Source organism: Paracoccus sp. (in: a-proteobacteria), from assembly GCF_035556475.1.
Taxonomy (GTDB): domain Bacteria; phylum Pseudomonadota; class Alphaproteobacteria; order Rhodobacterales; family Rhodobacteraceae; genus Paracoccus.
Map to the genome: position 1 here is coordinate 1 of NZ_DATMFA010000097.1, position 21,715 is coordinate 21,715.

A 21,715-nucleotide genomic window follows, 5' to 3' on the forward strand; every position below is an offset into this window, starting at 1 on the left:
GCCGATCGCGTGGCGGTGATGTATGCCGGGCGCATTGTCGAAGAGGGCGACATCGCGACGCTTTTCAGCGCACCCGCCCATCCCTATACGCGCGGGCTTTTCGCCGCGATCCCCGAGATCGAAGCCGGTCGCGCGCGGTTGCAGCCGATCGAGGGGACGGTGCCCGATCCGCGCGACCTTCCCCCCGGCTGCGCCTATTCGCCCCGCTGTGCCCGCGCCTCGGACATCTGCGGGCGTTACCGGCCCGATCTGAAGCCGCGACGCGAGGCGGTCGGAGAGGTGGCCTGTTTCCATCCCTTCGCATCGGCGAACAGCACACTCCGGCAGGAGGTTCCGGCATGAGCGCGCTGCTTGAGGCGCGGGGGCTGGTTCAGGAATACCGGACCGCGAAGCCGCTTTTCGGCAAGGCTGGCAGCGTGCGGGCCGTCGACGGCATCGACCTTGCCGTGCGCGAGGGCGAGGTTCTTGGCATCGTCGGCGAAAGCGGCTCGGGCAAGTCCACGCTGGGGCGGATGCTCCTCGGGCTTGAGGCGCCGCATGCGGGCGAGGTCCGCTATCGCGGCCAGCCGATGCCGAAGCCGCATGGCGAGGCGTGGCGGCATCTCCGGGCCGAGATGCAGCTGATCTTTCAGGATCCGCTCGCCGCCCTCGACCGGCGCATGACCGTCGCCCGCCAGATCGCCGAGCCGCTGGAAATCCATCGCCTCGGGCGCGGCAGCGAACTCACGGAACGGGTCGCAGCCCTGATGTCCCGCGTCGGCCTGCGCCCCGATCAGGCCGACCACTATCCGCACGAGCTTTCGGGAGGCCAGCGCCAGCGCGTCGTCATCGCCCGCGCGCTGGCGACCGGGCCGCGCCTTCTCGTCTGCGACGAGCCGGTTTCCGCCTTGGACGTCTCGATTCAGGCGCAGGTGGTGAACCTGCTGCGCGACCTGCAGGAGCGGGAGCGGCTGACCATGGTGTTCATCAGCCACGACCTGAAGGTCGTGCGCAATATCTGCGACCGGGTCGCGGTGATGTACCTTGGCCGCGTGGTCGAGGAAGCCTCCTCGGACGTGATCTTCAGCGATCCGCGCCATCCCTATACGCAGGCGCTGGTCTCCTCGATCCCGAGGGCCGGGCAGGGGTTGGAGGGGCGGATCATCCTGTCGGGCGAGCCGCCGAATCCGGCCGAGAGGCCCCCGGGCTGCGCCTTCCATCCGCGTTGCCCCGCCGCCATCGCCGAGTGCCGGGCGACCCAGCCGGAGCTGCTTGCCCATGACGGCCGGCGCGCGGCCTGCCTGCGGCTCGACCGTTCCCGGCAATCTGCTGCTGCCTGAGGTTCACATGCTCCGTTTCATCCTCGCCAAGCTGTCCCGCGCGGCCCTGACCATTCTTCTGGTGATGACATTCGCCTTTGTCGTGCTGCGCCTGTCGGGCGATCCGGCGCAGATCCTGCTGGGGCCGGATGCGCCGCAGGATGCGGTCGAGGCCTTCCGCGCCCGCTGGGGTCTCGACGACCCGATCTGGCAGCAATATCTGGCCTATCTGAAACAGATCCTCAGCTTCGATTTCGGGGTTTCGATGCGGGACCAGTCGCCTGCCATCGACCTCGTGCTGGAGCGGTTGCCGGCGACGCTGGCCCTGACCGTCCCGGCGCTGATGCTGAAACTTGCGATCGGCATTCCGGCCGGGGTCTATGCGGCGCTGCACCGCCAGTCGGTCGCGGACCGGGGCGTCATCATGCTGTCGATCTTCGGCTTCACCATCCCCTCCTTCGTGCTGGGTCTGGTGCTGGTCCTGATCTTTGCCGTCAAGCTCGACTGGCTGCCTTCGGGCGGGCAGGCAAGCTGGCGCCACGCGATCCTGCCCATCGCCACCATGTCGATCGGCGGCATCGGCATCCTTGCCCGCTTTTCGCGCTCGGCCATGATCGAGGTGCTGGGCCAACCCTATATCCGCACCGCCATGGCCAAGGGCCTGCCCTGGCGCGACGTGGTCTGGCGCCACGCGCTGCCGAATGCGGCGGTGCCGATTGTCACGCTGATCGGCTTCATGGTCGGTGCGCTGATCGCCGGGGCGGTCGTCGTCGAGAGCATCTTCTCATGGCCCGGCATCGGGCGGCTCATCGTCGTCTCGGTCGCGAACCGCGATCTGGCCGTGGTGCAATGCCTGCTTCTGGTCATCGCGGCCTCGATGGTCGTGGCGAACCTGCTGGTCGATTTCGCCTATGGCCTGCTCGACCCGCGCCTGCGCGCGAAAAGCCCCGCCCATTGAGGAACTGAGAGATGGCAACCGCAACCATACTTCCCGCCCCGCGCCTGATGACCCGCATCCGGCTGAAGGCGCCGATCCTCGTCATCCTCTCGGTCATCTGGATCATCGGCATGGTTCTGACCGCGATCTTCGCCGACCTGCTTCGCCCCTATGACATCACCCGGATGGACCTTGTGGCGCGCCTTGCGCCGATGGGCACGCCGGGCCATTGGCTCGGCACCGACGAATTGGGCCGGGACGTGTTGTCGCGCCTCCTCCAGTCGATCCGCGTCTCGCTGGTCATCGCCTTTGGTGCGACCATCCTCTCGGCGCTGTTCGGCACGACGCTGGGCTTTCTGGCCGCGCAGTTTCGCGGCTGGGTCGAGCATCTGGTGATGACGCTTGCCGATTTTCAGGCGGCGCTGCCCTTCATGATCATGTCGCTGGCGGTGCTGGCCTTCTTCGGCTCCTCCATGATCCTCCTCGTCTGCCTGATGGGCTTCTACGGGTGGGAGCGTTATGCCCGCATCGCCCGTGGCCTTGCCATCGCGGCCTCGGCGCAAGGCTATGCGGCGGCGGTGGTGCAGCTTGGCGCGACGCCCCGGCATGTCTATATCAGGCATATCCTGCCCAACGTCGCCTCGACGCTGATCGTCTCGATGACGCTGACATTCCCTGAGGTGATCCTGATGGAATCCGGTCTCAGCTTTCTGGGGCTGGGGGTGCAGCCGCCGCAGACCTCGCTTGGCAACATGGTGGGTTTCGGGCGGGAATACCTGACCCGCGCGCCGTGGATCATGCTTGCGCCCTCGCTCGTCATCGTTCTGACCACGCTCAGCATCTCGTTGCTGGGGGATTGGCTGCGCGACCGGCTTGACCCGACCATTCGCTAAGGAAAACACATGTCAAAGATCATGGCGCATCGCGGCGCCCGCAATCTCTGGGCCGAAAACTCGGCGCTCGGCTTCCGCGAGACCGTGAGGCATGGCTTCGATGCCATCGAGTTCGACCTGCACCTGACCGATGCGGGCGAGCTGGTCGTCATCCATGACGCGACGCTGGAGCGGACCACCGACGGCGAAGGCCCGGTGCGCGCGCTGACGCCCGAGAGCCGCCGCGCGATCCGCCTGAAAGGCCCGGATGGCACGCTGATCGGCGAGGGCGTCCCGTCGTTCGAGGAGGTGCTGGACATCCTCGGCCCGCACCCTGTCGATCTTTACGTCGAGTTGAAGGCGGACGAGAACGGCGTCCCCTATCCCGGCATGATCGGGAAAGTCGTGGAAACCCTGCGCCAGCGGGGCTTGCAGGCGCGTTCGGTCCTCCACAGCTTCGATATCGGCGTCGTGCGCGGGATCCGCGACCTTGCCCCCGAGTTTCGCCGCCTGATCTCGGTCAATCGCGACTGGGCCGAGCGGCAGGGCGGAATGGCCGCCTTTCTTGCTGATCTGGGCGATCTGGTCGAAGTCGTCGGCATCCATCACGATCTTTTCGAGACCGAGTTCGAACTGATCCGCAGCCTGCGCCCGCTTTCCAAAACCTCGGTCTGGACGTTGAACGACCCCGCGTTGATAAGGCATTGGTTGCCGCGCGGCGTGGGCTTCGTCGTCTCCGACAACCCTGTCCTCGTGCGCGAGCTGATGAACGAAAGGAACGCCGCATGACCTATTCCGCAATCCTCTTCGACTGTGACGGCGTGCTTCTGGACAGCGAACCCCAGGGCTGCGAGGCGCTTGCCCGCGCAATCAGCGCGGCGGGCCGCCCGATGGACCGGGATGAGGCGACGCGGCTTTTCTCGGGCAATGGCCGGGCGGCAAGCCTCGCGTGGATGAAGGCGGCCGGCCTTCACGCCGAGGCGGTGTTCCGACATGCGGACGATATCCTCTTTGCCATGTTCGACCAGTCGATCCCGCTGGTTCCGGGGATCGAGAAGGTGCTTTGGGATTTCGACTTGCCGATGGCGGTCTGCTCGAACTCGATGATCGGCCGGCTGCAAAGCTCGATCATGCGCACCCCGCTGGCGGCGCGCTTCGGGCATCACGTCTACTCGGCCGAGCATGTGGCGCGGGCGAAACCGGCCCCCGACCTTGCCCTTTTCGCCGCCGACCGGCTGGGCATTCGCCCCGATCAGGCGATCTTCATCGACGACAACCCGCAGGGCATCCTTTGCGCCCGCGCGGCGGGCTGCCTTGCCGTGGGCTTCATCGGCCCCACCGAACACCGCCTTGACCATGCCCGCACCCTTGCCGCGGCAGGCGCGGATCATGTCGTTCACGGCATGGGCGAATTTCACCAATTGCTTTCCGAACTTTCCCTTCCCCGATTTGAGAAACTGGCTTGAACATGACCGAACTTCCGCTGCTGGGCGCCGCCCTTTCGACCCAAGACCTCGAGGGGCTTCAGGACTTCATCCTGTCCGAGGACCGCGACCTCGAGCTTCAGGATTTCTTCGATGCCACGCTTCTGAATGGCGACTGGAAATCCGTCGCCGACCGCGCCCGCAAGCTGCTTGGCGGATACAAGGGGCGGCTGGGTATCCACGGGCCGTTCTGGGGCCTGAACATCGCCAGCCCCGACCCCGACATGCGGGTGGTGATCGCGCGCAAGTTCCAGCAGGGCCTCGATGTCTGCGAATATCTTGGCGCGACGCAGATGGTCATTCATTCGCCCTATACGACCTGGGATTTCAACAATCTCGACAATTTCTCGAACCGTTCGGCCTATGACTGGGTGATCGAGAACTGCCACAATACCATGGGCGAGGTCGTGCGCCGCGCCGAGGAGATCGGCGTGACGCTGGTGATCGAGAATATCGAGGACAAGGATCCCGATATCCGCCGCATCCTTGCCGACAGCTTCAACTCTGCCGCCGTGGCGGTGTCGGTCGATACCGGGCACGCGCATTACGCCCACGGTTCGACCGGGGCGCCGCCCGTGGATTTCTATATCCGCCGCGCGGGGGACCGGCTCCAGCATGTCCATCTGCAGGATGCCGATGGCCATGCCGATCGCCACTGGGCCATCGGCGAGGGGAATATCCGCTGGCACGGGGTATTCCGGGCGCTGGGGGAACTCACCTCGAACCCGCGCCTCATCCTGGAACTGCGCGACAAGGCCGGGATCCTGCCTTCGGTCGAGTTGCTGAGCCGGTTGGGGCTTGCGCGCTGAAACCGCAGTGATTTTTTGTTGACATAAATGTGATCTCTCCCGCAGGCTTCGGGCGATTTCGACGCGCCGGGAGGGGAGCCCGGCGCGTCGGAACGCATCAGGGAGGGATCACATGAACAGCAGGAACATGGTTGCCGCGCTTTTCCTTGGCACGTCTCTGGCCACGCCCCTGGCGGCCCAGGACAACATGGACAAGCTCACCAGCATGCAGCGCACGGACGCGACCTTCACCACCATCGCGCAGGATGACGAGCGCGCGACGGCGCTGAAGGAGATCCTGCCGCATCTCAAGGTGCCGGACGGTTTCGCGGTCAGCCTTTATGCGGTGGTGCCGGATGCGCGGTCGATGGCGGTCGCGCCGCAGGGGACCGTCACTTTTGTCGGCACGCGCAAGGACAAGGTCTGGTCGGTCGTCGACCGCGACCGCAACCGTGTCGCCGACGAGGTCAAGGATTTCGCACCTTCGGTCACTTTCGACCTGCCGAACGGTCCCTGCTTCTCGCCCGACGGTTTTCTCTATATCGCCGAGCGCAACCGGGTGCTGGTCTTTCCCGCTGCCGAGTTCTTCTTTGAAGGGCCGGACCCCGCCGTCGGGGTCGTCGTCGAAAAAGGCAAGCTGATCCCGGCCGAGGAGGAAAGCTTCAACCATACCGCCCGCGTCTGCCGGGTCGGACCGGACGGCAAGCTCTACATCTCGCTCGGCCAGCCGCATAACATCCCGCCGGTCGACAAGCACGAGATGTATGCCGAGGCCGGCATCGGCGGCATCATCCGCATGAAGAACGACGGGACCGAGCGCGAGGTCTTCACCCGCGGCATCCGCAACTCGGTCGGGCATGACTTCAACCCTGCCAATGGCGATCTGTGGTTCACCGACAACCAGGTCGACGGCATGGGGGACGACCTCCCTCCGGGCGAGTTGAACCGCCAGACCGAGGCAGGGCAGCATTTCGGCTTCCCTTGGGTCAATGGCGCGGTCGAGATCCCCGATTACAAGGACGTGCCCCGGCCCGAAGGGGTCGAGTTCATCGCCCCCGCGGCCGAGATGCAGGCCCATGCCGCCGATCTCGGGATGCGGTTCTATACCGGCAAATCCTTCCCCGAGAAATATCACGGAGGCATCTTCTCGGCCCAGCATGGCTCGTGGAACCGGACCACGCCGGTCGGTGCGCGGGTGATGTTCACCCCCGTCGATGCCGAGGGCAATGCCGGCGCGCCCGAGGTGTTCGCCGAAGGCTGGCTTGACAGCGAGACGGGCGAATATCGCGGTCGTCCCATGGACATCGCCTTCCTGCCCGACGGCTCGATGCTGGTCTCGGACGATTTCGCCGGAGCCATCTGGCGCATCGCACGTCAGGCCGAATGAGGCGGGTTCTTCTGCTGGCTCTCGGCGGGCTCATGCTCGCCGGGGGCGCCATGGCCGATGTGACGGGCAATCGCGAGGCGGGGCGCAAGCTGGCCGGGCAATGCCGGACCTGCCACGGCCTCGACGGCAAGGCGCAGATGCCGATCGCCCCCCATATCGGCGGCGAGTCCGAGGAATATCTGCGCACCCAGCTTGCCGCCTTTCGCGATGGCACGCGTGAGCATGAGATGATGACGATCGTGGCGAAGAACCTCAGCGACCAGCAGATCGCCGACCTCGCGGCATGGTTCGGGGGTCACAAGCCGACCGCAACGCTGAAGGCCGATCCGGCAGGCGCGCCCGCGCAATGCGTGGCCTGCCACGGCCCCGACGGCATCCGGGTCATTGACGAGGCGCCGAACCTTGCCGGAGAGACCAACATCTATATCGACACCCAGTTGAAGGCGTTCCGCAGCGGTGCGCGCAAAAGCGACATCATGGGACCAGTCGCGGCCGAAATGACGGATGAGGAGATCCGCTCCGTCGCAGATTGGTATGCCGCCGTCGGGATCGAGATCGAGATGATCGAATAGCCCGCGCAAGGCGGTCCGTTCCGGCGGGCCGCGCTTGCCATTTCCAGCGCGGTGCTGGCCCCTGTGTCAGCATCGCCCGCCCGGACCGGTGGATCGCGCCCTCAGACCGCGGAACCAGACAGCCAGGTCGCGGCCTCCGGGCTGGACAGCTCGGCCGAGAGGCGCATCAGCGCCGCCAAAGCGTGATCGCGGCTTTCGCTCTCGCGCAATTCGGGGTGCGGGATATAGGCGCAGGTCAGGACGGCAATCGCCTCGCCCCCCGGTCCCTTCACCGGGACGCTGAGATCGGTGACGCCCACCAGCTGCCCCGAAGGTTCGACCCGCGATCCCTGGCAGCGGACCGCCGCCAGATGATCCGACACCTCGGCAAGGCGTCGTTCGGCGTCGCCGACGCCCCAGATGCCCAGCGTCTCGACCACGCGCCCCGGATCCTGAAATGCCAGCAGCGTCAGGCCCGAGCCGGTCGAGAACAGGTCGACCTGTCCGCCGATCCGGGCGCGAAATTCCCAATGTCCGGTCGGGCTGGCCTGCGCGATCACGATGCCGGTGCCTTGCTCGGGCACGACCAGATGGCAGGATTGCTGCAGCGCGCGCGAAAATTCGTCCATCAACGGCTGGGCCTGCGCGACCAGCCGCCGCAGCGGCGGATGGCGCGTCGCGAGCAGATAAAGGCGCATGGTCAGCGCGTAACGGTCGCCGCCCTCGATTCGCGTGACATAGCCGCGTGCCACGAGGCGTTCGAGCATACGATAGATCTGGGACGGGTTCAGGCCCATCGCCTTGACGATCTCGGCCCGGGTCAGGCCGCGCGCCTGATCGGCCAGAACCTCCAGAATATCCAGCCCCTTGTCGAGGGCGGGGGCGCGGTAGCGGTCAAGCGGTTGCTCGGGGTTCTCCTCGGACATGGCCTCTCTCCTCTCCTGAGAAAAGGCTTGCCACATTTATTCATATGTGGATAGCATGTTTATATAAGAATTAATGCGGAAGGCGAGGGGAGGGGTCTGATGCGGCTGAAGGACAAGGTGATTCTGGTCACCGCAGCGGGTCAGGGGATCGGTCGGGCCAGCGCGCTGGCGCTTGCGGCCGAAGGGGCGAAGGTCATCGCGACGGATATCAATGGCGACCTGCTGGCCGGCCTCGACGGAATGCAGACCGAAGTTCTGGACGTGACCGACGCCGCGGCGATCAACGCGATCGCCTCCCGCGTCGGGCGGCTCGATGGTCTGTTCAACTGCGCCGGGGTCGTCCATAACGGCGCATTGCTGGACATTCAGGACAAGGACTGGGACTTCGCCTTCAGCCTCAACGTGACCGCGATGATGCGCCTTTGCCGCGCTGTCCTGCCGGGCATGCTTGAACGCGCGGCGGAAACCGGCACGGCCTCGATCGTGAACATGGCCTCGATGGCGTCCTCGGTCAAAGGCTTCCAGAACCGCACGGCCTATGGCGCCTCGAAGGCCGCGGTCATCGGGCTCAGCAAGGCCATCGCCGCCGATTACGTCAAGCAGGGCATCCGCTGCAATTCGCTTTGCCCCGGAACGGTCGACACGCCCAGCCTGCGCGGCCGCATCGCCGCGGCCGCCGATCCGGTTCAGGCCGAGAAGGATTTCATCGCCCGCCAGCCCATGGGGCGTCTGGCCACGGTCGAGGATATTGCGCCGATGGTCGTCTATCTTCTGTCGGATGAAAGCCGCTTTGTCTCGGGACAGACGATGCTGGTCGATGGGGGCGTGACGATCTGACCCAAGGCATTTCGCGGCCAGGGGAGGGGCGGCGATGCAGAGACTGGACGCACATTGCCATTTCTGGCGGCTGGATCGCCGGGATTACGGCTGGCTGCAGGGGCCGGACCCGGCCCTTGATCCGATCCGTCGGGATTTCCTGCCCGCCGATCATCCGGCAGGCGGTCCTGTCATCGCCGTGCAGGCCGCGCCGACGCTGGCCGAGACGGATTTCCTGCTGTCCCTCGCCCGGCGCGAAGCACAAATTCTGGGCGTCGTGGGCTGGGTCGATCTGGCCGCGCCCACGGCCGTCGCCGATCTGGCCGCGCGTGCGGCGGGGCCGGAGTTTCTGGGCGTCCGGCCGATGCTTCAGGATATCGCGGCGACCGACTGGCTGCTGACCGCGCCCCAGGGCGAGGCGCTGGAGGCGTTGACGCGGTTGCAACTGACTTTCGACGCCTTGGTCACGCAGCGCCATCTGCCGGTTCTGGCGCGGTTTGCCGAGCAAAATCCCGATCTGCCTATCGTCATCGACCATGCGGCGAAGCCCCAGCCCGGCGAGCGCGGCGAATGGGAGGTAGGAATGCGCAGGTTGGCCGGCCAAGGTCTGCATTGCAAGCTGTCGGGCCTGCTGACCGAACTCTCCCCAAACGAGTTGCGCGACCCGCTGGCCGCCTTGCGTCCGCTGGTGGCGCAGCTTCTGGACTGGTTCGGCGCCGATCGCCTGATCTGGGGCAGCGATTGGCCGGTGCTGAACCTTGCCGCCTCCTATGCCGACTGGCTCGCCCTGACCGGGGAATTGCTGACGGACCTGTCGCCCGATGAACGGGCGGCGGTCATGGGCGGAAACGCGATGCGCTTCTATGGGGTCACGGCATGACGGAACTGGTCAGGATGGAGGGGATCGACAAGCGCTTCCCCGGCGTTCACGCGCTGAAGGCGGTCAGCTTCGATCTGCGCGCGGGCGAGGTTCACGCCCTGATGGGCGAAAACGGCGCGGGCAAGTCGACGCTGATGAAGATCCTGTCCGGGGTCTACCAGACCGACGAGGGGCGCATCCTGATCGACGGCAACGAAGTCAGCCTGCCCACGCCACGGGCGGCGCAGGATCTGGGCATCGGCATCATCCATCAGGAACTGGCCTTGATGCGCGACCTGACCGTCGCCCAGAACATCTGGATCGGGCGCGAGCCGCGCCGGTCCTTTGGCCGGCTGGACGAAAGCAAGCTGAACGCCGATGCGGCGGCGATCTTTCAGGCCATGCATATCCGCATGGACCCGCGCGCGCGCGTGGGCGGCATGACCATCGCTCGCCAGCAGATGGTCGAGATCGCGAAGGCGCTCAGCTATCGCTCGCGCGTGCTGATCATGGACGAGCCGACCGCGGCGCTGAACGATGCCGAAATCGCCGAGCTTTTCGCGATCATCCAGAAGCTGCGCGCCGAGGGCGTGGGCATCATCTACATCAGCCACAAGATGGACGAGATCAAGCGCATCGCCGACCGGGTGACGGTGATGCGCGATGGGGCCTATGTCGGCACGGTCGAGGCGGCCGAGACGCCGATTTCGCGCATCATCTCGATGATGGTGGGGCGCGAACTGACGGAGGAGGCGGCGGAGATCCCCGATCTTTCGGCCGCACCCGTCGCGCTGGAGGTGAGCCATCTGTCGCGTGGGCATGAGCTGAAGGACATCAGCTTTTCCCTGAAGCGGGGCGAGATCCTCGGCTTTGCCGGCCTGATGGGCGCGGGCCGGACCGAGCTTGCCCGCGCAATATTCGGCGCCGAACCCGCCACGCAGGGCGAGATCCGGGTGCATGGCAAGCCGGTGCGGATTGGCGCGCCCGCGGACGCGGTGCAGGCCGGGATCGGTTACCTCTCCGAGGATCGCAAGCATTTCGGTCTGGCGCTTGGCATGGATGTGCGCGCGAATATCGCGATGGCCAGCCTGCCGCGCTATGCCGACCGGCTGGGCCGCATCAACGAGGGCGAGTTGGGCCGGATCGCGCGGCGCTATATCGAGAGCCTGACGATCCGCACCCCCGGCGACCGGCAGGAGGTGCGGCTGCTCTCCGGCGGCAACCAGCAGAAGGTCGTGATCGCGAAATGGCTGCTCAGGGATTGCGACATCCTGATCTTCGACGAGCCGACGCGCGGCATCGACGTCGGCGCCAAGGCCGAGATCTATCGCCTGCTGAAGGAACTCGCGGCCTCGGGCAAGGCGATCATCGTCATCTCCAGCGAATTGCCCGAGGTGCTGCGCCTGTCGCATCGCATCGCGGTGATGTGCGAGGGGCGGCTGACCGGCATCCTGCCCGGCGGCGCATCGCAGGAACAGATCATGGAACTTGCCACCAGACGAGAGGGGCTCGCCGCAGAATGATGGTCGAGGAGGGACTGAAGATGAGCGAGAAGCAGGCCCGTCGCGGCGCCGCGCAGCAGAAGTTGCTGGCCTTCGCCAGCCTGATCGTGCTGGTCGTCGGCTTTTCGCTGGCAAGCCCGCGCTTCTTCCAGATCGACAATATCATGTCGATCCTGCAGGCCACCTCGGTCAACGGGGTGCTGGCGGTAGGCGTCACGATGATCATCATCACCGGCGGGATCGACCTGTCCATCGGCACGCTGATGACCTTTTGCGCGGTGATGACCGGGGTTGTGCTGACATGGCTCGGGATGCCGCTGCTTGTGGGCGTCATCGCAGGGATGGCGACGGGCGCGCTGTGCGGGCTGATCTCGGGGACGCTGGTTGCGAAGGCCAAGATCCCGCCCTTCATCGCGACGCTGGGGATGATGCTGGTCCTCAAGGGCATGTCGCTGATCGTGACCGGCACGAAGCCGATCTATTTCAACGATACCGAGGGCTATACCGAGATCTCGCAGGGTTCGCTGGTCGGCAAGGTGATCCCGCAATTCCCGCTGCCGAACGGGGTGCTGATCCTCTTCATCGTCGCAGCCTTCATCGCCTGGGTGCTGGGCCGGACGGTGCTGGGTCGCTACACCTTCGCGCTGGGTTCGAACGAGGAGGCGGTGCGGCTTTCCGGGGTGAATACCGACCGCTGGAAGATGGCGATCTATGCGCTTGCGGGCACGATCTGCGGGATTGCGGGCATCCTGATCTCCAGCCGCCTGAACTCGGCCCAGCCGGCTCTGGGCCTCGGCTATGAGCTGGAGGCGATCGCAGCCGTGGTGATCGGGGGCACCTCGCTCTCGGGCGGTCGGGGCACCATCACGGGCACGCTGATCGGGGCGCTGATCATGTCGGTGCTGACGAACGGGCTGCGCGTGCTCTCGGTCGCGCCGGAATGGCAGACGGTCGTGACGGGCTTCATCATCATTGTCGCGGTCTATGCCGACCAGTTGCGCCGGCGCTCCGCCAATTGAATCCAACGTGAACATCAGGGAGGAAAACATGTTCACAAGACGAGGACTGATCGGCGCGACGACTGCGCTGGCGCTGATGTCCATGGCCGGCGGTGCGCTGGCCCAGGACAAGATGTATATCCCGCTGATCTCGAAAGGTTTCCAGCACCAATTCTGGCAGGCCGTGAAGGTCGGCGCCGACAAGGCGGGTGCGGAGTTCGGGGTCGAGGTCAGCTTCGAAGGCCCGGACAATGAAACCCAGGTCGACAAGCAGATCGACATGCTTGCCGCGGCGCTCGCCAAGCAGCCGACCGCCGTGGGCTTCGCTGCGCTGGACAGCCAGGCGGCGATCCCGCTGCTGAAGAAGGCGCAAGAGGCCAAGATCCCGGTCATCGCCTTCGACTCCGGCGTCGACAGCGACATCCCGGTTGCGACCGCCTCGACGAACAACATCGCCGCGGCCGCCATGGCCGCCGACAAGATGGGCGAGTTGATCGGCGGCGAGGGCAAGATCGCGGTCGTGGGCCACAGCCAGACCTCGCTGACCGGGATCCATCGCCGCGACGGCTTTGTCGACGAGATCAAGGCGAAGTTCCCGAATATCGAGATCGTGACCATCGAATATGGCGATGGCGACCATTTGAAATCGACCGAGATCACCAAGGCGATCCTCGCCGCGAACCCCGACATCAAGGGCATCTTCGGCACCAACGAAGGCTCGGCCATCGGCGTGCTGAACGGCGTGCGCGAGATGGGGGCGAAGGTCGTGGTGATCGGCTTCGACTCGGGCAAGGCCCAGAAGGACGCGATCAAGAGCGGCGAGATGGCGGGCGCCATCACCCAGAACCCGGTCGGCATCGGCTATGAGACGGTCAAGGCCGCCGTCGCCGTCGCCAAGGGCGAGACGGTCGAGAAGAACATCGATACCGGCTTCTACTGGTACGACAAGTCGAATATCGACGCGCCGGAAATCGCTGCGGTCCTTTACGACTGATCCGCAATCCTTGGCCGGGGGCGCCCTGTCCCCGGCCGTTTCCCCATGAGGACAAGATGAAGCTCCTGCGTCACGGCCCGCTTGGCCGAGAGGATAAGGCATGACCACGATCACCGGCCTGCGCACCGTCGATGTGCGTTTTCCGACCAGCCAGCATCTGGACGGCTCGGACGCGATGAACCCGGACCCCGATTACTCGGCGGCCTATGTCATCCTCGAGACCGATGGCCCGCATGAGGGGCATGGCCTGACCTTCACCATCGGCCGCGGGAACGAGATCTGCGTCGCCTCGATCGAGGCGCTGCGTCCGATCGTCACCGGGCTGGACCTTGGCTGGATCGCGCAGGACATGGGGCGGTTCTGGCGGCACATCACCTCGGACAGCCAGTTGCGCTGGATCGGCCCGGACAAGGGCGCGATCCATCTGGCGACCGGCGCGGTGGTCAACGCGGTCTGGGATCTCTGGGCCAAGACCGAGGGCAAGCCGGTCTGGCAACTGGTGGCCGAGATGTCGCCCGCCGAACTGGTCCGCTGCATCGACTTCCGCTATCTGACCGATTGCATCACGCCCGAATGGGCGCTGGATTTCCTGACGAAGCAGGCCGAGGGCAAGGAGGCGCGCATCGCCACCCTCAAGGCCGAGGGTTATCCCTGCTATACGACCAGCGCGGGCTGGCTCGGCTATGGTGACGACAAGCTGCGTCGCCTTTGCCGCGAGGCGGTCGATGCCGGTTTCCGCCACATCAAGATGAAGGTCGGTCGCGATCTGGATGACGACATCCGCCGCCTGACCATCGCGCGGGACGAGGTCGGCCCCGACGTGAACCTGATGATCGACGCCAATCAGGTATGGGAGGTCGATCAGGCCATCGACTGGGTCGGGAAGCTCGCCTTCGCGAAGCCGTGGTTCATCGAGGAACCGACCAGCCCCGACGATATCGAGGGGCACCGCAAGATCCGCGAGGGCGTCGCCCCCGTTCAGGTCGCGACCGGCGAGATGTGCCAGAACCGGATCATGTTCAAGCAGTTCATCATGCGGGGTGCCATCGACGTGGTCCAGATCGACTCGTGCCGCATGGGCGGGCTGAACGAGGTTCTGGCGGTGATGCTGATGGCCGCGAAATACGACCTTAAGGTCTGCCCCCATGCCGGGGGCGTCGGCCTTTGCGAATATGTCCAGCACATGTCGATGATCGACTATCTCTGCATCGCCGGCACGCGCGAGGGGCGGGTGATCGAATATGTCGATCACCTGCATGAGCATTTCCTCGATCCCTGCACGATCAGGAACGCGGCCTATATGCCGCCCGAAATGCCCGGCTTCTCGATCGAGATGAAGCCGGAAAGCCTTGAGACCTATCGCTTCAGGGGGGCGTGATGGATCTGCATCTGCAAGACAGGCTGGTCGTTGTCACCGGCGGCGGCTCGGGCATCGGGGCCGGGATCACCGAGGTTCTGCGCGAGGAAGGGGCGCGGGTCGTGGTCCTTGCGCGCCGCGCGCCCGATGCCGAATGGCTGGCGCGGACCGGGGCGGATTTCGTGCAAGCGGAGCTTTCCGATGATGCGGCCTGTGTCGCGGCGGTCGCGGCCATCCATGCCCGGCATGGGCAGGTCTACGGCCTCGTGAACAATGCCGGGGCGAATGATGGCGTGGGTCTCGACAAGGGGCCGAAGGCCTTCCGCGCCAGCCTCGACCAGAACCTGATCCATTACTATACCATGGTGCATCTGCTGGCCGACGACCTGCGCGCGGCGAAAGGGGCGGTGGTCAATATCAGTTCCAAGACCGCGCTGACGGGACAGGGGGGAACCTCGGCCTATATCGCGGCCAAGGCGGCGCAGCTTGGCCTGACCCGCGAATGGGCGGTGGAGTTTCTGCCCTCCGGCGCGCGGGTCAATGCCATCGTCGTGGCCGAGGTGATGACGCCGCTTTACCGCCGCTGGCTGGATACCATGCCCGATCCCGAGGCAAGGCTGGCCGAGATCACCCGCAACATTCCGCTGGGGCAGCGCATGACCACCGCGCGCGAGATTGCGGATTGCTGCGCCTTCCTGCTCTCTGACCGGGCGAGCCACATGACCGGGCAATGGCTGCATCCCGATGGCGGCTATGTCCATCTGGACCGCGCCATCGCGCGCTGATCCGGCGGTGCCGCAAAAGGTTTGGGCTGTCCGGGGCGGCGAAAGCGTCTACGCTCCGCCTATGTCCGATCTGATTCCGTCGCCCGCATTGCCGTTCGAGCCCGAGGAAGGCCACGCCCCGCCGCCCATGCGTCCCGAGGACTGGCTGGCCGCGCAGCAGGCCCAGTCGGGCCTCCTTGCGCGCGCCTCAGCTTCGGTCGGTCGGCTTGACGCGACGCTGGCCGCCCTGTCGCCCGATGCGCAGGAGGGGGCGACGCGGCGCCTTGGCCTGATCGAGATCGAGGCGATGCTCTGGGCAGAGGGCACGCCGCTCCGCCGCGAGGAGGTCGGTCGCGAGCTGATGGATGCGCGGGCGAATACCGATCTTTCGGCCATGCGCCTCGCGCGCTGGGGCCTGCGGCGGCTGGAGGGGCAGGGGGCTTTCGGCGATCTGCGCGGCTTCCTCGGCCTTTATCGCAGCGACGCATCGGGGCTGGCCGAGCCATTGGCGACCCGCTCGGTCGGCGCGGCTTTCGACGAGGGGGCCGAGGAGTTTCTGGCCGCTCATGCGGCGCTGGCGGAGGTTGAGCCGATTGCCCGCGCGCCCGCCTTGCGGGTGGCGTGGCGGATCGCCGATCTCTCCGCGCCCGAATGCCTGACCGAACCCGCCTGCTGGACCGCGCGCGACATGGCGCAGGGATGCGAGGCGCTTAAATTCGTTCCCCTCGGCCGCGGCGGTCGCAAGGTCTGGATCGATACCGGCCCCCCGGCCGAGCGGATGCGCCGCCAGCTTGAGGCGGTCTTGCAGGGCACGACCGAGGCCCGGCGGGAATTGCGCCGCATCTCGGACTGGGCCGCGCGCGCCCGGCGTGAGACTGCCGGGATCAAGGGCGACAACCCGGCCCGGGTCATCGAGGTGCTGGCCGCCCATCCGCTGATGACCACCGCCATGGTCGAGACCGCGACCGGGATCAGCCGCGACACGGCCGAGCGCCTGCTGGCGCGGATGCAGGGCATGGGTCTTTTGCGCGAGATCACGGGCGCGCGCCGCTTCCGACTCTGGACCGCGGGCGGCTAGGCGGCGCGGCGGATCGTGTCGAGGAAAAGGCCGGTAATCACCTCGGCCCGGCAATCGAGGGCCGCGGCCGACCGGCTTTGACCGGAAAGGCGACGGACGCGCCCGATCTCCTCGCCCTCCAGCACCACGCCCATGGCGGTGCGTTCAAGGGTGAAAAGCTCGGGATGAAGGCAGGCGATCACCGCCATCGGGTCATGGAGCGCACAACCCGGCTGGCCGATCGAGCGGTAGAAGTCGAGATAAAGCCCCGCCATCGCATCGAGAAAGCCACCATCATGGGGCGCGGCCGCCGCCAAAGCCCCGAAATCGCCCGCCCCGAGTTGGGCGCGCATGGTGACGTCGAGGCCGACCATCAGGATCTCGGCCCCCGAGCGCAGCACGACCTCGAGCGCGTGGGGGTCGTGATAGCTATTCGCCTCGGCATGGGGGGTGATATTGCCCGGCGCGTCGAGCGCGCCACCCATCAGCACGATCCGGCCGATATTCCGCGCAAAACCGGGATCGAGGCGAAGCGCCTCGGCGACATTGGTGATCGGCCCGATGGGACAGAGTGTGATCTCGCCCGGATTCTCACGCGCGAGGCGGGCCATGAAGGCGGCGGCGGTTTCGTCGATCGCGCGGCCATTCGGCCGGGCGGGCGGCAGGTGGCCGAGGCCACCCGTCCCGTGGATATGGGCGGGCGGCGCGAAGGGCGGCAGCACCATCGGCCCGGCCGCGCCCTGCGCTACGGGAATATCAAGGCCGCAATGCTCGGCCAGTGCCAGCGCGTTGCGGGTGGCGACCTCGACCGGGACATTGCCGAACACGGTCGTCAGCCCGACCAGCCGGATGCCCGGATGGCGCGCGGCAAAGATGATCGCCATGGCATCATCAATGCCCGGATCGGTGTCGATCAGAAGTTTCATGGCCGCTTCCATTGACGGGAAGCGCGGCAATTAGCCGGTTCCGCCGCCGGCTTCAACCGATGTCGACCCTGAGGCCGCCATCGGCGTCGCGCCCGACATCCACCCGGCGCATCTGGTCGCCGACCCGGATACGGGCGCGATAGCCCGGCCAATGCGCGGGCAGGGCGGGCGCGACCTCCAGCCGGTTGCCGTCGCGGATTTGCAGCCCGAGGATATGCTCGACCGCCACCCGATGCAGCCAGCCGGCAGAGCCGGTATACCAGGTCCAGCCCGCCCGCCCGACCTTCTCCTCGGCGCCGTAAACGTCGGCCGCGACCACATAGGGCTCTCCGCGATAGGTCTGGAGGGTCTGGGGATCGCTTGCATGGCTGATCGGGTTCAGCATCTGGAAGAGGCGCCACGCGTCGTCGCCGCGCCCCGCCATGCACAGCGCCTGCACCATCCAGATCGCGGCATGGGTATATTGGCCGCCATTCTCGCGGACGCCGGGCGGGTAGCCCTTGATATAGCCCGGATCGTTTGGCGTATGCGCGAAGGGCGGGGTGAAGAGGCGCAGAAGCATTCCCTTTTCGTCCAGCAGATGCGCCAGCGCGGCATCGACGGCGGGTCTGCGGCGCGCCTCACGCCCCGCGCCCGAGATCACCGCCCAGCTTTGCGCGATCGAGTCGATCCGGCACTCATCCGACTGGTGCGAGCCAAGCGGTGTGCCATCGTCATAGATGCCGCGCAGATACCACTCGCCATCCCAGCCGGTCTTGTCGAGCGCGCGGGCGAGGGTCGCGCGATGGGCGCGCCAGGCCCCGGCGCGCTCGGCCTCGCCCCGTTCCTCGGCGAGCGGGGCCATCATCTCCAGCGTCCGGGCGAGGAACCAGCCGAGCCAGACCGACTGGCCTTGCCCCGCCTCGCCCACCCGGTTCATGCCGTCGTTCCAGTCGCCGCCCAGAAACAGCGGCAAACCCTGCTTTCCGGTCCGCCGCGTGGCAAGGTCGAGGGCCATCGCCGCGTGTTCGTAAAGCGTCGCGACCTGCGGGCTGGTTTCGGGGGTGTAGAAGGCGTCATGCTCGCCCGGCTCCAGCGCGCGGCCGAGCAGGAAGGGCAGCTCCTCGTCAAGAATCGAGCGGTCGCCCGTCACCTCCAGATAGCGGGCCAGCGAATGGCCGAGCCAGACCACGTCATCGGCGATCATGGTGCGCACCCCCGCCCCGGTCGCGGGCAGCCACCAGTGCTGGACGTCGCCTTCGGGGAACTGGCGCGACGCGGCCTCGATCAGCTGCGCGCGGGCAAGGCCGGGATCATAGACCAGCATCGCCGAGGTGTCCTGAAGCTGGTCGCGAAAGCCGAAGGCGCCCGAGGCCTGATAGAACGCCGACCGCGCCCGGATGCGGCAGGCAATCGCCTGATAGGGCAGCCAGCGGTTCACCATCAGGTCGAAGGCGGGATCGGGCGTCTCGACCTGCAGGTTGTCGAAAATCCCCTGCCACTCCGCCTGCTGGGCCGCCCTTGCTTCGGCGGCGCTGGGGGCATGGGCGATCAGCTCCTCGACCTCATGCACGGGCCCGGCGGCGAGGCGGAAGGTCACTTCGGTGCTTTCGCCAGCCTCGACCTCGACCCGGCATTCCAGCATCATCAGGGGATCGCCGTCATGGCGATGGATGAAGCGGTGGCTCAGCGTCGAATCCAGCCAGGCCGGCATGGAGTGGTCGCGGTTCCGGCCCTGCCAGATCGGGCGCGACAGGCACATGCCCGTCACCTCGCGATCGACCGAGAGGATCATCTTCTGCCCCGGATAGTCGATCGAATAGGGATTGGTGCATTCGATCGCGCGCTGGTTCCGTCGGTAATGCGGTTGCAGATAGGGCGCCGATTTCGCGCGGTTGCCGCCCATCACCGGCTCGACGAACTGGGCGACATCCAGCGTGATGCGGCGGTCCGAGCGGTTGGTGATGGTCAGACCGATCACCCTGACCGGCGCGTCGGGCGTCAGGCTGTGCGTCGCGGTGACCTCGACCTCGCCCGACCAGGCGCGGAACTCCGAGAAACCCGCGCCATGGCGGCACTGGTAAAGCGCGGCCCGCTGGCTCGACAACGTGGCATAGGGCGTGTGGATGGCGCCGGTGCCGACATCGCGGATCAGGATGCCCTCGCCCGTCGGGTTGCTGACCGGATCGTTCGACCATGGCGTCAGCTGATGGTCGCGGGAATTGGCCGACCACGAGAACCCCGCCCCCTCGGCCGAGATGTGAAAGCCGAAATCGCTGCGCGCGATGACATTGATCCACGGGTTCGGCGTCGTCTCGCCGTGGCGCAGGCGGGTGACGTAATTGCCCTCGGCATCGAAACCGCCGATGCCGTTCCAGAAGCGCAGATCCTCGGGCGGGAACTCCGTCACCAGCGCGGGCCGCTGCAACGGGCGGCTTGGCGCGCGGGCGATGCCGCGGCGCAGTTCCTCGGCCTCGACGCGCTGGATCTGGTCGGCGAGGCTGCCGTTCTGAGCATGCACCACCACGCGTGACACGGCGAGCAGCGTCTCGAGCGTCTCGGGCGCGGTCGCGCTGGCATCGACGGCAAAGACCGAGGGACGCGAATGCAGCAGGTGCATACTATGGCACAGGTTGTTCAGCGCCTCGTGCATGTTGGCGCCATAGCTGAAGCGCTGCTCGTTCAGGATGACCAGATCGCAGTCGAGGCCGCGCATCCGCAGATATTCCTGCATTCGGATCGCCTGATGCGCCACCGGCATGAAATCCGGGTCGTTGATCCTGAGCAGCATGACCGGATTGTCGCCCGAGACCGAGATCGGCCACAGCGCCGATTGCGGCCCCATCGCGTGGCGGATCTGGTGCGGGTTCAGGATCTGGTTGGGATAGACCAGCAGCGCGCCATAGCGCCGGAACAGCGCGGCTTCGTCCGGGGTGATGTCGGCATGATGCAACTGAACCTGACTGCGGGTCCAGGCCATCTGGTATTCGTTCTCGAAGGCGGCCTCGTCCGACAGGCGGCGATGCGCCTCCTCCAGTTGATCGCGGCTGGTGGCGCAGACGGTCCAGAAGGTGACGACGGCCTCCTTGCCCGGCGCCAGCGTCAGCCGGCGCGTCAGCGAGAAGATCGGGTCGAGGGTATAACTCTCGCCCGCCGGGGGCGGGACCAGCCGCACCGGATGATCGAGGCCGCGCGGCGACGAAAGGCTGTGGCCCCGTCCGATGAATTCGCGCCGATCCGTTGCTGCGCTGCCGGGCACGCCCGCGCCTGCGGACATGTGCATCAGATGCCGGTCGGGGTCGTGTGGATTGCGCTTGTTGCGCCGGGCGAGGATGCGACCCTGTTCCGGCTGCGCCTCGGTCGCGACGAACATGCGCGAGAAGGCCGTATGGGCGCGGTCGGCAGCATTGTCGTCAAGGACGATCTCGCCATAGCTGACCAGCTCGATCTGGCGCGGCTCGTCCAGGATATTGCGCAGCTTGATCCTTGTCCCGCGCGCGTCGAGATCGTCCGAGAGGATCACCTCGGTCTCGCAGATCATGCCCTCACCGATCGCGGTGAAGCTGGCCTTGTAGTCGAAAAGCCGGGCGGAATAGTCGATCTGGGGATCGAAGCCCGGCGCGGCGGTCACGGACCACCAGCGCTGGCCAGTGACGTCGCGCAGGAACAGGAACTCGCCCCAGGCATCCGCCGCCGGATCGGGGCGCCAGCGCGTGATTGCCGTATCCCCGAGGCGCGAGCGTCCGGCGCCGCTGGCATCGAGCAGCAGGGATTGCCGCGTGTTGGACATGAGCGCGATGACATGGGGCGCCGAGCGGGCATCCTTGACCTCGACGATCTCGGGCTGCTGGCGATCCTGCGCAATGCCGAGGCGGCGGGGCGGCGTGATCCGCAGCAGTGACGAGATCTCGCGCGGGCTGCGCTGTTGCAGCAGGGTCGAGACGCTCTCGATCACCGGATCGGCGTGGAAGCGCTTGCGGTGCAGCCCCTTCATCAGGCAATTCGCCACCGCAAGCAGGCTCATGCCCTGATGATGGGCCATGACGTTGCAGACGGTGACGCATCGCCTTCCGCTCGGCACGCGCGAGGGGGTGAAATCCACCGCATCGTAAAAGCCGTATTCGCCCTTTGCGCCAAGGGCGGCAAGGCGGCGCAGGTTCTTCAGCGCGCTGCGCGGGCGCAATCCGGCGGCGATGAAGGTGGCATAGGGGGCGACGACC

Annotated in this window: 20 protein-coding genes; 17 read left to right on the plus strand and 3 right to left on the minus strand. The window is 66.5% G+C overall.

The window, feature by feature from the left end; all coding sequences use genetic code 11:
* From VNQ78_RS12945 to VNQ78_RS12985, 9 genes are all read left to right on the plus strand, one after another.
* A partial coding sequence (locus VNQ78_RS12945; protein WP_325690367.1) for an oligopeptide/dipeptide ABC transporter ATP-binding protein occupies nucleotides 1-342 on the plus strand: 342 nt, incomplete at its 5' end.
* The gene (locus VNQ78_RS12950) at nucleotides 339-1,319 is read left to right on the plus strand and encodes an oligopeptide/dipeptide ABC transporter ATP-binding protein (protein ID WP_325690369.1); all 981 of its coding nucleotides are present in this window, start codon (nucleotides 339-341) and stop codon (nucleotides 1,317-1,319) included. The genes VNQ78_RS12945 and VNQ78_RS12950, both read left to right, overlap by 4 nt.
* The gene (locus VNQ78_RS12955) at nucleotides 1,258-2,256 is read left to right on the plus strand and encodes an ABC transporter permease (RefSeq protein WP_325690371.1); all 999 of its coding nucleotides are present in this window, start codon (nucleotides 1,258-1,260) and stop codon (nucleotides 2,254-2,256) included. Before VNQ78_RS12950 ends, VNQ78_RS12955 begins: the two co-directional genes overlap by 62 nt.
* 11 nt (nucleotides 2,257-2,267) lie before the next feature.
* Entirely contained in the window at nucleotides 2,268-3,128 is an 861-nt protein-coding gene (locus VNQ78_RS12960; protein ID WP_325690373.1) for an ABC transporter permease, read from the plus strand.
* Between the two features lie 9 nt (nucleotides 3,129-3,137).
* On the plus strand, nucleotides 3,138-3,896 hold the full coding sequence (locus tag VNQ78_RS12965; protein WP_325690375.1) for a glycerophosphodiester phosphodiesterase family protein: 759 nt from the start codon (nucleotides 3,138-3,140) through the stop codon (nucleotides 3,894-3,896).
* The gene (locus VNQ78_RS12970; protein WP_325690377.1) at nucleotides 3,893-4,573 is read left to right on the plus strand and encodes an HAD family phosphatase; all 681 of its coding nucleotides are present in this window, start codon (nucleotides 3,893-3,895) and stop codon (nucleotides 4,571-4,573) included. The genes VNQ78_RS12965 and VNQ78_RS12970 overlap by 4 nt, the downstream gene beginning before the upstream one ends.
* Before the next feature lie 2 nt (nucleotides 4,574-4,575).
* The gene (locus tag VNQ78_RS12975; RefSeq protein WP_325690379.1) at nucleotides 4,576-5,400 is read left to right on the plus strand and encodes a sugar phosphate isomerase/epimerase family protein; all 825 of its coding nucleotides are present in this window, start codon (nucleotides 4,576-4,578) and stop codon (nucleotides 5,398-5,400) included.
* A gap of 112 nt (nucleotides 5,401-5,512) precedes the next feature.
* The gene (locus VNQ78_RS12980) at nucleotides 5,513-6,766 is read left to right on the plus strand and encodes a PQQ-dependent sugar dehydrogenase (RefSeq protein WP_414694066.1); all 1,254 of its coding nucleotides are present in this window, start codon (nucleotides 5,513-5,515) and stop codon (nucleotides 6,764-6,766) included.
* Nucleotides 6,763-7,338, plus strand: a complete 576-nt coding sequence (locus VNQ78_RS12985; RefSeq protein WP_325690381.1) for a c-type cytochrome — start codon at nucleotides 6,763-6,765, stop codon at nucleotides 7,336-7,338. The genes VNQ78_RS12980 and VNQ78_RS12985 overlap by 4 nt, the downstream gene beginning before the upstream one ends.
* A 101-nt stretch (nucleotides 7,339-7,439) precedes the next feature.
* Here the strand turns inward: VNQ78_RS12985 and VNQ78_RS12990 are convergent, their stop codons facing one another.
* Nucleotides 7,440-8,243: an IclR family transcriptional regulator gene (locus VNQ78_RS12990; protein WP_325690383.1), complete on the minus strand. Its 804-nt coding sequence runs from the start codon at nucleotides 8,241-8,243 to the stop codon at nucleotides 7,440-7,442.
* A 99-nt stretch (nucleotides 8,244-8,342) separates the two neighbouring features.
* Here VNQ78_RS12990 and VNQ78_RS12995 point away from each other — a divergent pair, with 99 nt between their 5' ends.
* The 8 genes from VNQ78_RS12995 (at nucleotide 8,343) to VNQ78_RS13030 (ending at nucleotide 16,611) form a co-directional block, all read left to right on the plus strand.
* Nucleotides 8,343-9,080: an SDR family oxidoreductase gene (locus tag VNQ78_RS12995; RefSeq protein ID WP_325690385.1), complete on the plus strand. Its 738-nt coding sequence runs from the start codon at nucleotides 8,343-8,345 to the stop codon at nucleotides 9,078-9,080.
* A 34-nt stretch (nucleotides 9,081-9,114) separates the two neighbouring features.
* Complete coding sequence (locus VNQ78_RS13000) at nucleotides 9,115-9,939, plus strand: amidohydrolase family protein (protein ID WP_325690387.1); 825 nt, start codon at nucleotides 9,115-9,117, stop codon at nucleotides 9,937-9,939.
* The gene (locus VNQ78_RS13005) at nucleotides 9,936-11,441 is read left to right on the plus strand and encodes a sugar ABC transporter ATP-binding protein (RefSeq protein ID WP_325690389.1); all 1,506 of its coding nucleotides are present in this window, start codon (nucleotides 9,936-9,938) and stop codon (nucleotides 11,439-11,441) included. Before VNQ78_RS13000 ends, VNQ78_RS13005 begins: the two co-directional genes overlap by 4 nt.
* Nucleotides 11,442-11,461: 20 nt before the next feature.
* Entirely contained in the window at nucleotides 11,462-12,439 is a 978-nt protein-coding gene (locus tag VNQ78_RS13010; RefSeq protein WP_325690391.1) for an ABC transporter permease, read from the plus strand.
* A 28-nt stretch (nucleotides 12,440-12,467) separates the two neighbouring features.
* Nucleotides 12,468-13,412, plus strand: a complete 945-nt coding sequence (locus VNQ78_RS13015; RefSeq protein WP_325690393.1) for an ABC transporter substrate-binding protein — start codon at nucleotides 12,468-12,470, stop codon at nucleotides 13,410-13,412.
* Between the two features lie 100 nt (nucleotides 13,413-13,512).
* A complete protein-coding gene (locus VNQ78_RS13020) occupies nucleotides 13,513-14,790 on the plus strand; it encodes an L-fuconate dehydratase (RefSeq protein ID WP_325690395.1) in 1,278 nt (425 codons plus the stop codon).
* Nucleotides 14,790-15,554 carry an SDR family oxidoreductase gene (locus VNQ78_RS13025; protein ID WP_325690397.1) on the plus strand — a complete coding sequence of 255 codons (765 nt, stop codon included), beginning with the start codon at nucleotides 14,790-14,792 and terminating at the stop codon, nucleotides 15,552-15,554. The genes VNQ78_RS13020 and VNQ78_RS13025 overlap by 1 nt, the downstream gene beginning before the upstream one ends.
* Nucleotides 15,555-15,615: 61 nt before the next feature.
* Nucleotides 15,616-16,611 carry a helix-turn-helix domain-containing protein gene (locus VNQ78_RS13030; protein WP_325690399.1) on the plus strand — a complete coding sequence of 332 codons (996 nt, stop codon included), beginning with the start codon at nucleotides 15,616-15,618 and terminating at the stop codon, nucleotides 16,609-16,611.
* On the opposite strand, the gene VNQ78_RS13035 is transcribed toward VNQ78_RS13030, so the two are convergent.
* Together VNQ78_RS13035 and VNQ78_RS13040 are read right to left on the minus strand one after the other, a co-directional pair.
* Nucleotides 16,608-17,516, minus strand: coding sequence for a nucleoside hydrolase (locus VNQ78_RS13035; RefSeq protein ID WP_325690401.1), 909 nt, complete (start codon nucleotides 17,514-17,516; stop codon nucleotides 16,608-16,610). The two genes, VNQ78_RS13030 and VNQ78_RS13035, sit on opposite strands and share 4 nt — an antisense overlap.
* A gap of 52 nt (nucleotides 17,517-17,568) precedes the next feature.
* Nucleotides 17,569-21,715, minus strand: a 4,147-nt coding sequence (locus VNQ78_RS13040; RefSeq protein ID WP_414694067.1) for a GH36-type glycosyl hydrolase domain-containing protein, incomplete at its 5' end; no start/stop codon positions are given.

What these genes read in the sequence shown, in the direction of transcription:
- VNQ78_RS12950 (WP_325690369.1), top strand. Translation starts at nt 339, where the DNA reads ATGAGCGCGCTGCTTGAGGCGCGGGGGCTGGTTCAGGAATACCGGACC.
- VNQ78_RS12955 (WP_325690371.1), top strand. Translation starts at nt 1,258, where the DNA reads ATGACGGCCGGCGCGCGGCCTGCCTGCGGCTCGACCGTTCCCGGCAAT.
- VNQ78_RS12960 (WP_325690373.1), top strand. Translation starts at nt 2,268, where the DNA reads ATGGCAACCGCAACCATACTTCCCGCCCCGCGCCTGATGACCCGCATC.
- VNQ78_RS12965 (WP_325690375.1), top strand. Translation starts at nt 3,138, where the DNA reads ATGTCAAAGATCATGGCGCATCGCGGCGCCCGCAATCTCTGGGCCGAA.
- VNQ78_RS12970 (WP_325690377.1), top strand. Translation starts at nt 3,893, where the DNA reads ATGACCTATTCCGCAATCCTCTTCGACTGTGACGGCGTGCTTCTGGAC.
- VNQ78_RS12975 (WP_325690379.1), top strand. Translation starts at nt 4,576, where the DNA reads ATGACCGAACTTCCGCTGCTGGGCGCCGCCCTTTCGACCCAAGACCTC.
- VNQ78_RS12980 (WP_414694066.1), top strand. Translation starts at nt 5,513, where the DNA reads ATGAACAGCAGGAACATGGTTGCCGCGCTTTTCCTTGGCACGTCTCTG.
- VNQ78_RS12985 (WP_325690381.1), top strand. Translation starts at nt 6,763, where the DNA reads ATGAGGCGGGTTCTTCTGCTGGCTCTCGGCGGGCTCATGCTCGCCGGG.
- VNQ78_RS12990 (WP_325690383.1), bottom strand. Translation starts at nt 8,243, where the DNA reads ATGTCCGAGGAGAACCCCGAGCAACCGCTTGACCGCTACCGCGCCCCC.
- VNQ78_RS12995 (WP_325690385.1), top strand. Translation starts at nt 8,343, where the DNA reads ATGCGGCTGAAGGACAAGGTGATTCTGGTCACCGCAGCGGGTCAGGGG.
- VNQ78_RS13000 (WP_325690387.1), top strand. Translation starts at nt 9,115, where the DNA reads ATGCAGAGACTGGACGCACATTGCCATTTCTGGCGGCTGGATCGCCGG.
- VNQ78_RS13005 (WP_325690389.1), top strand. Translation starts at nt 9,936, where the DNA reads ATGACGGAACTGGTCAGGATGGAGGGGATCGACAAGCGCTTCCCCGGC.
- VNQ78_RS13010 (WP_325690391.1), top strand. Translation starts at nt 11,462, where the DNA reads ATGAGCGAGAAGCAGGCCCGTCGCGGCGCCGCGCAGCAGAAGTTGCTG.
- VNQ78_RS13015 (WP_325690393.1), top strand. Translation starts at nt 12,468, where the DNA reads ATGTTCACAAGACGAGGACTGATCGGCGCGACGACTGCGCTGGCGCTG.
- VNQ78_RS13020 (WP_325690395.1), top strand. Translation starts at nt 13,513, where the DNA reads ATGACCACGATCACCGGCCTGCGCACCGTCGATGTGCGTTTTCCGACC.
- VNQ78_RS13025 (WP_325690397.1), top strand. Translation starts at nt 14,790, where the DNA reads ATGGATCTGCATCTGCAAGACAGGCTGGTCGTTGTCACCGGCGGCGGC.
- VNQ78_RS13030 (WP_325690399.1), top strand. Translation starts at nt 15,616, where the DNA reads ATGTCCGATCTGATTCCGTCGCCCGCATTGCCGTTCGAGCCCGAGGAA.
- VNQ78_RS13035 (WP_325690401.1), bottom strand. Translation starts at nt 17,516, where the DNA reads ATGAAACTTCTGATCGACACCGATCCGGGCATTGATGATGCCATGGCG.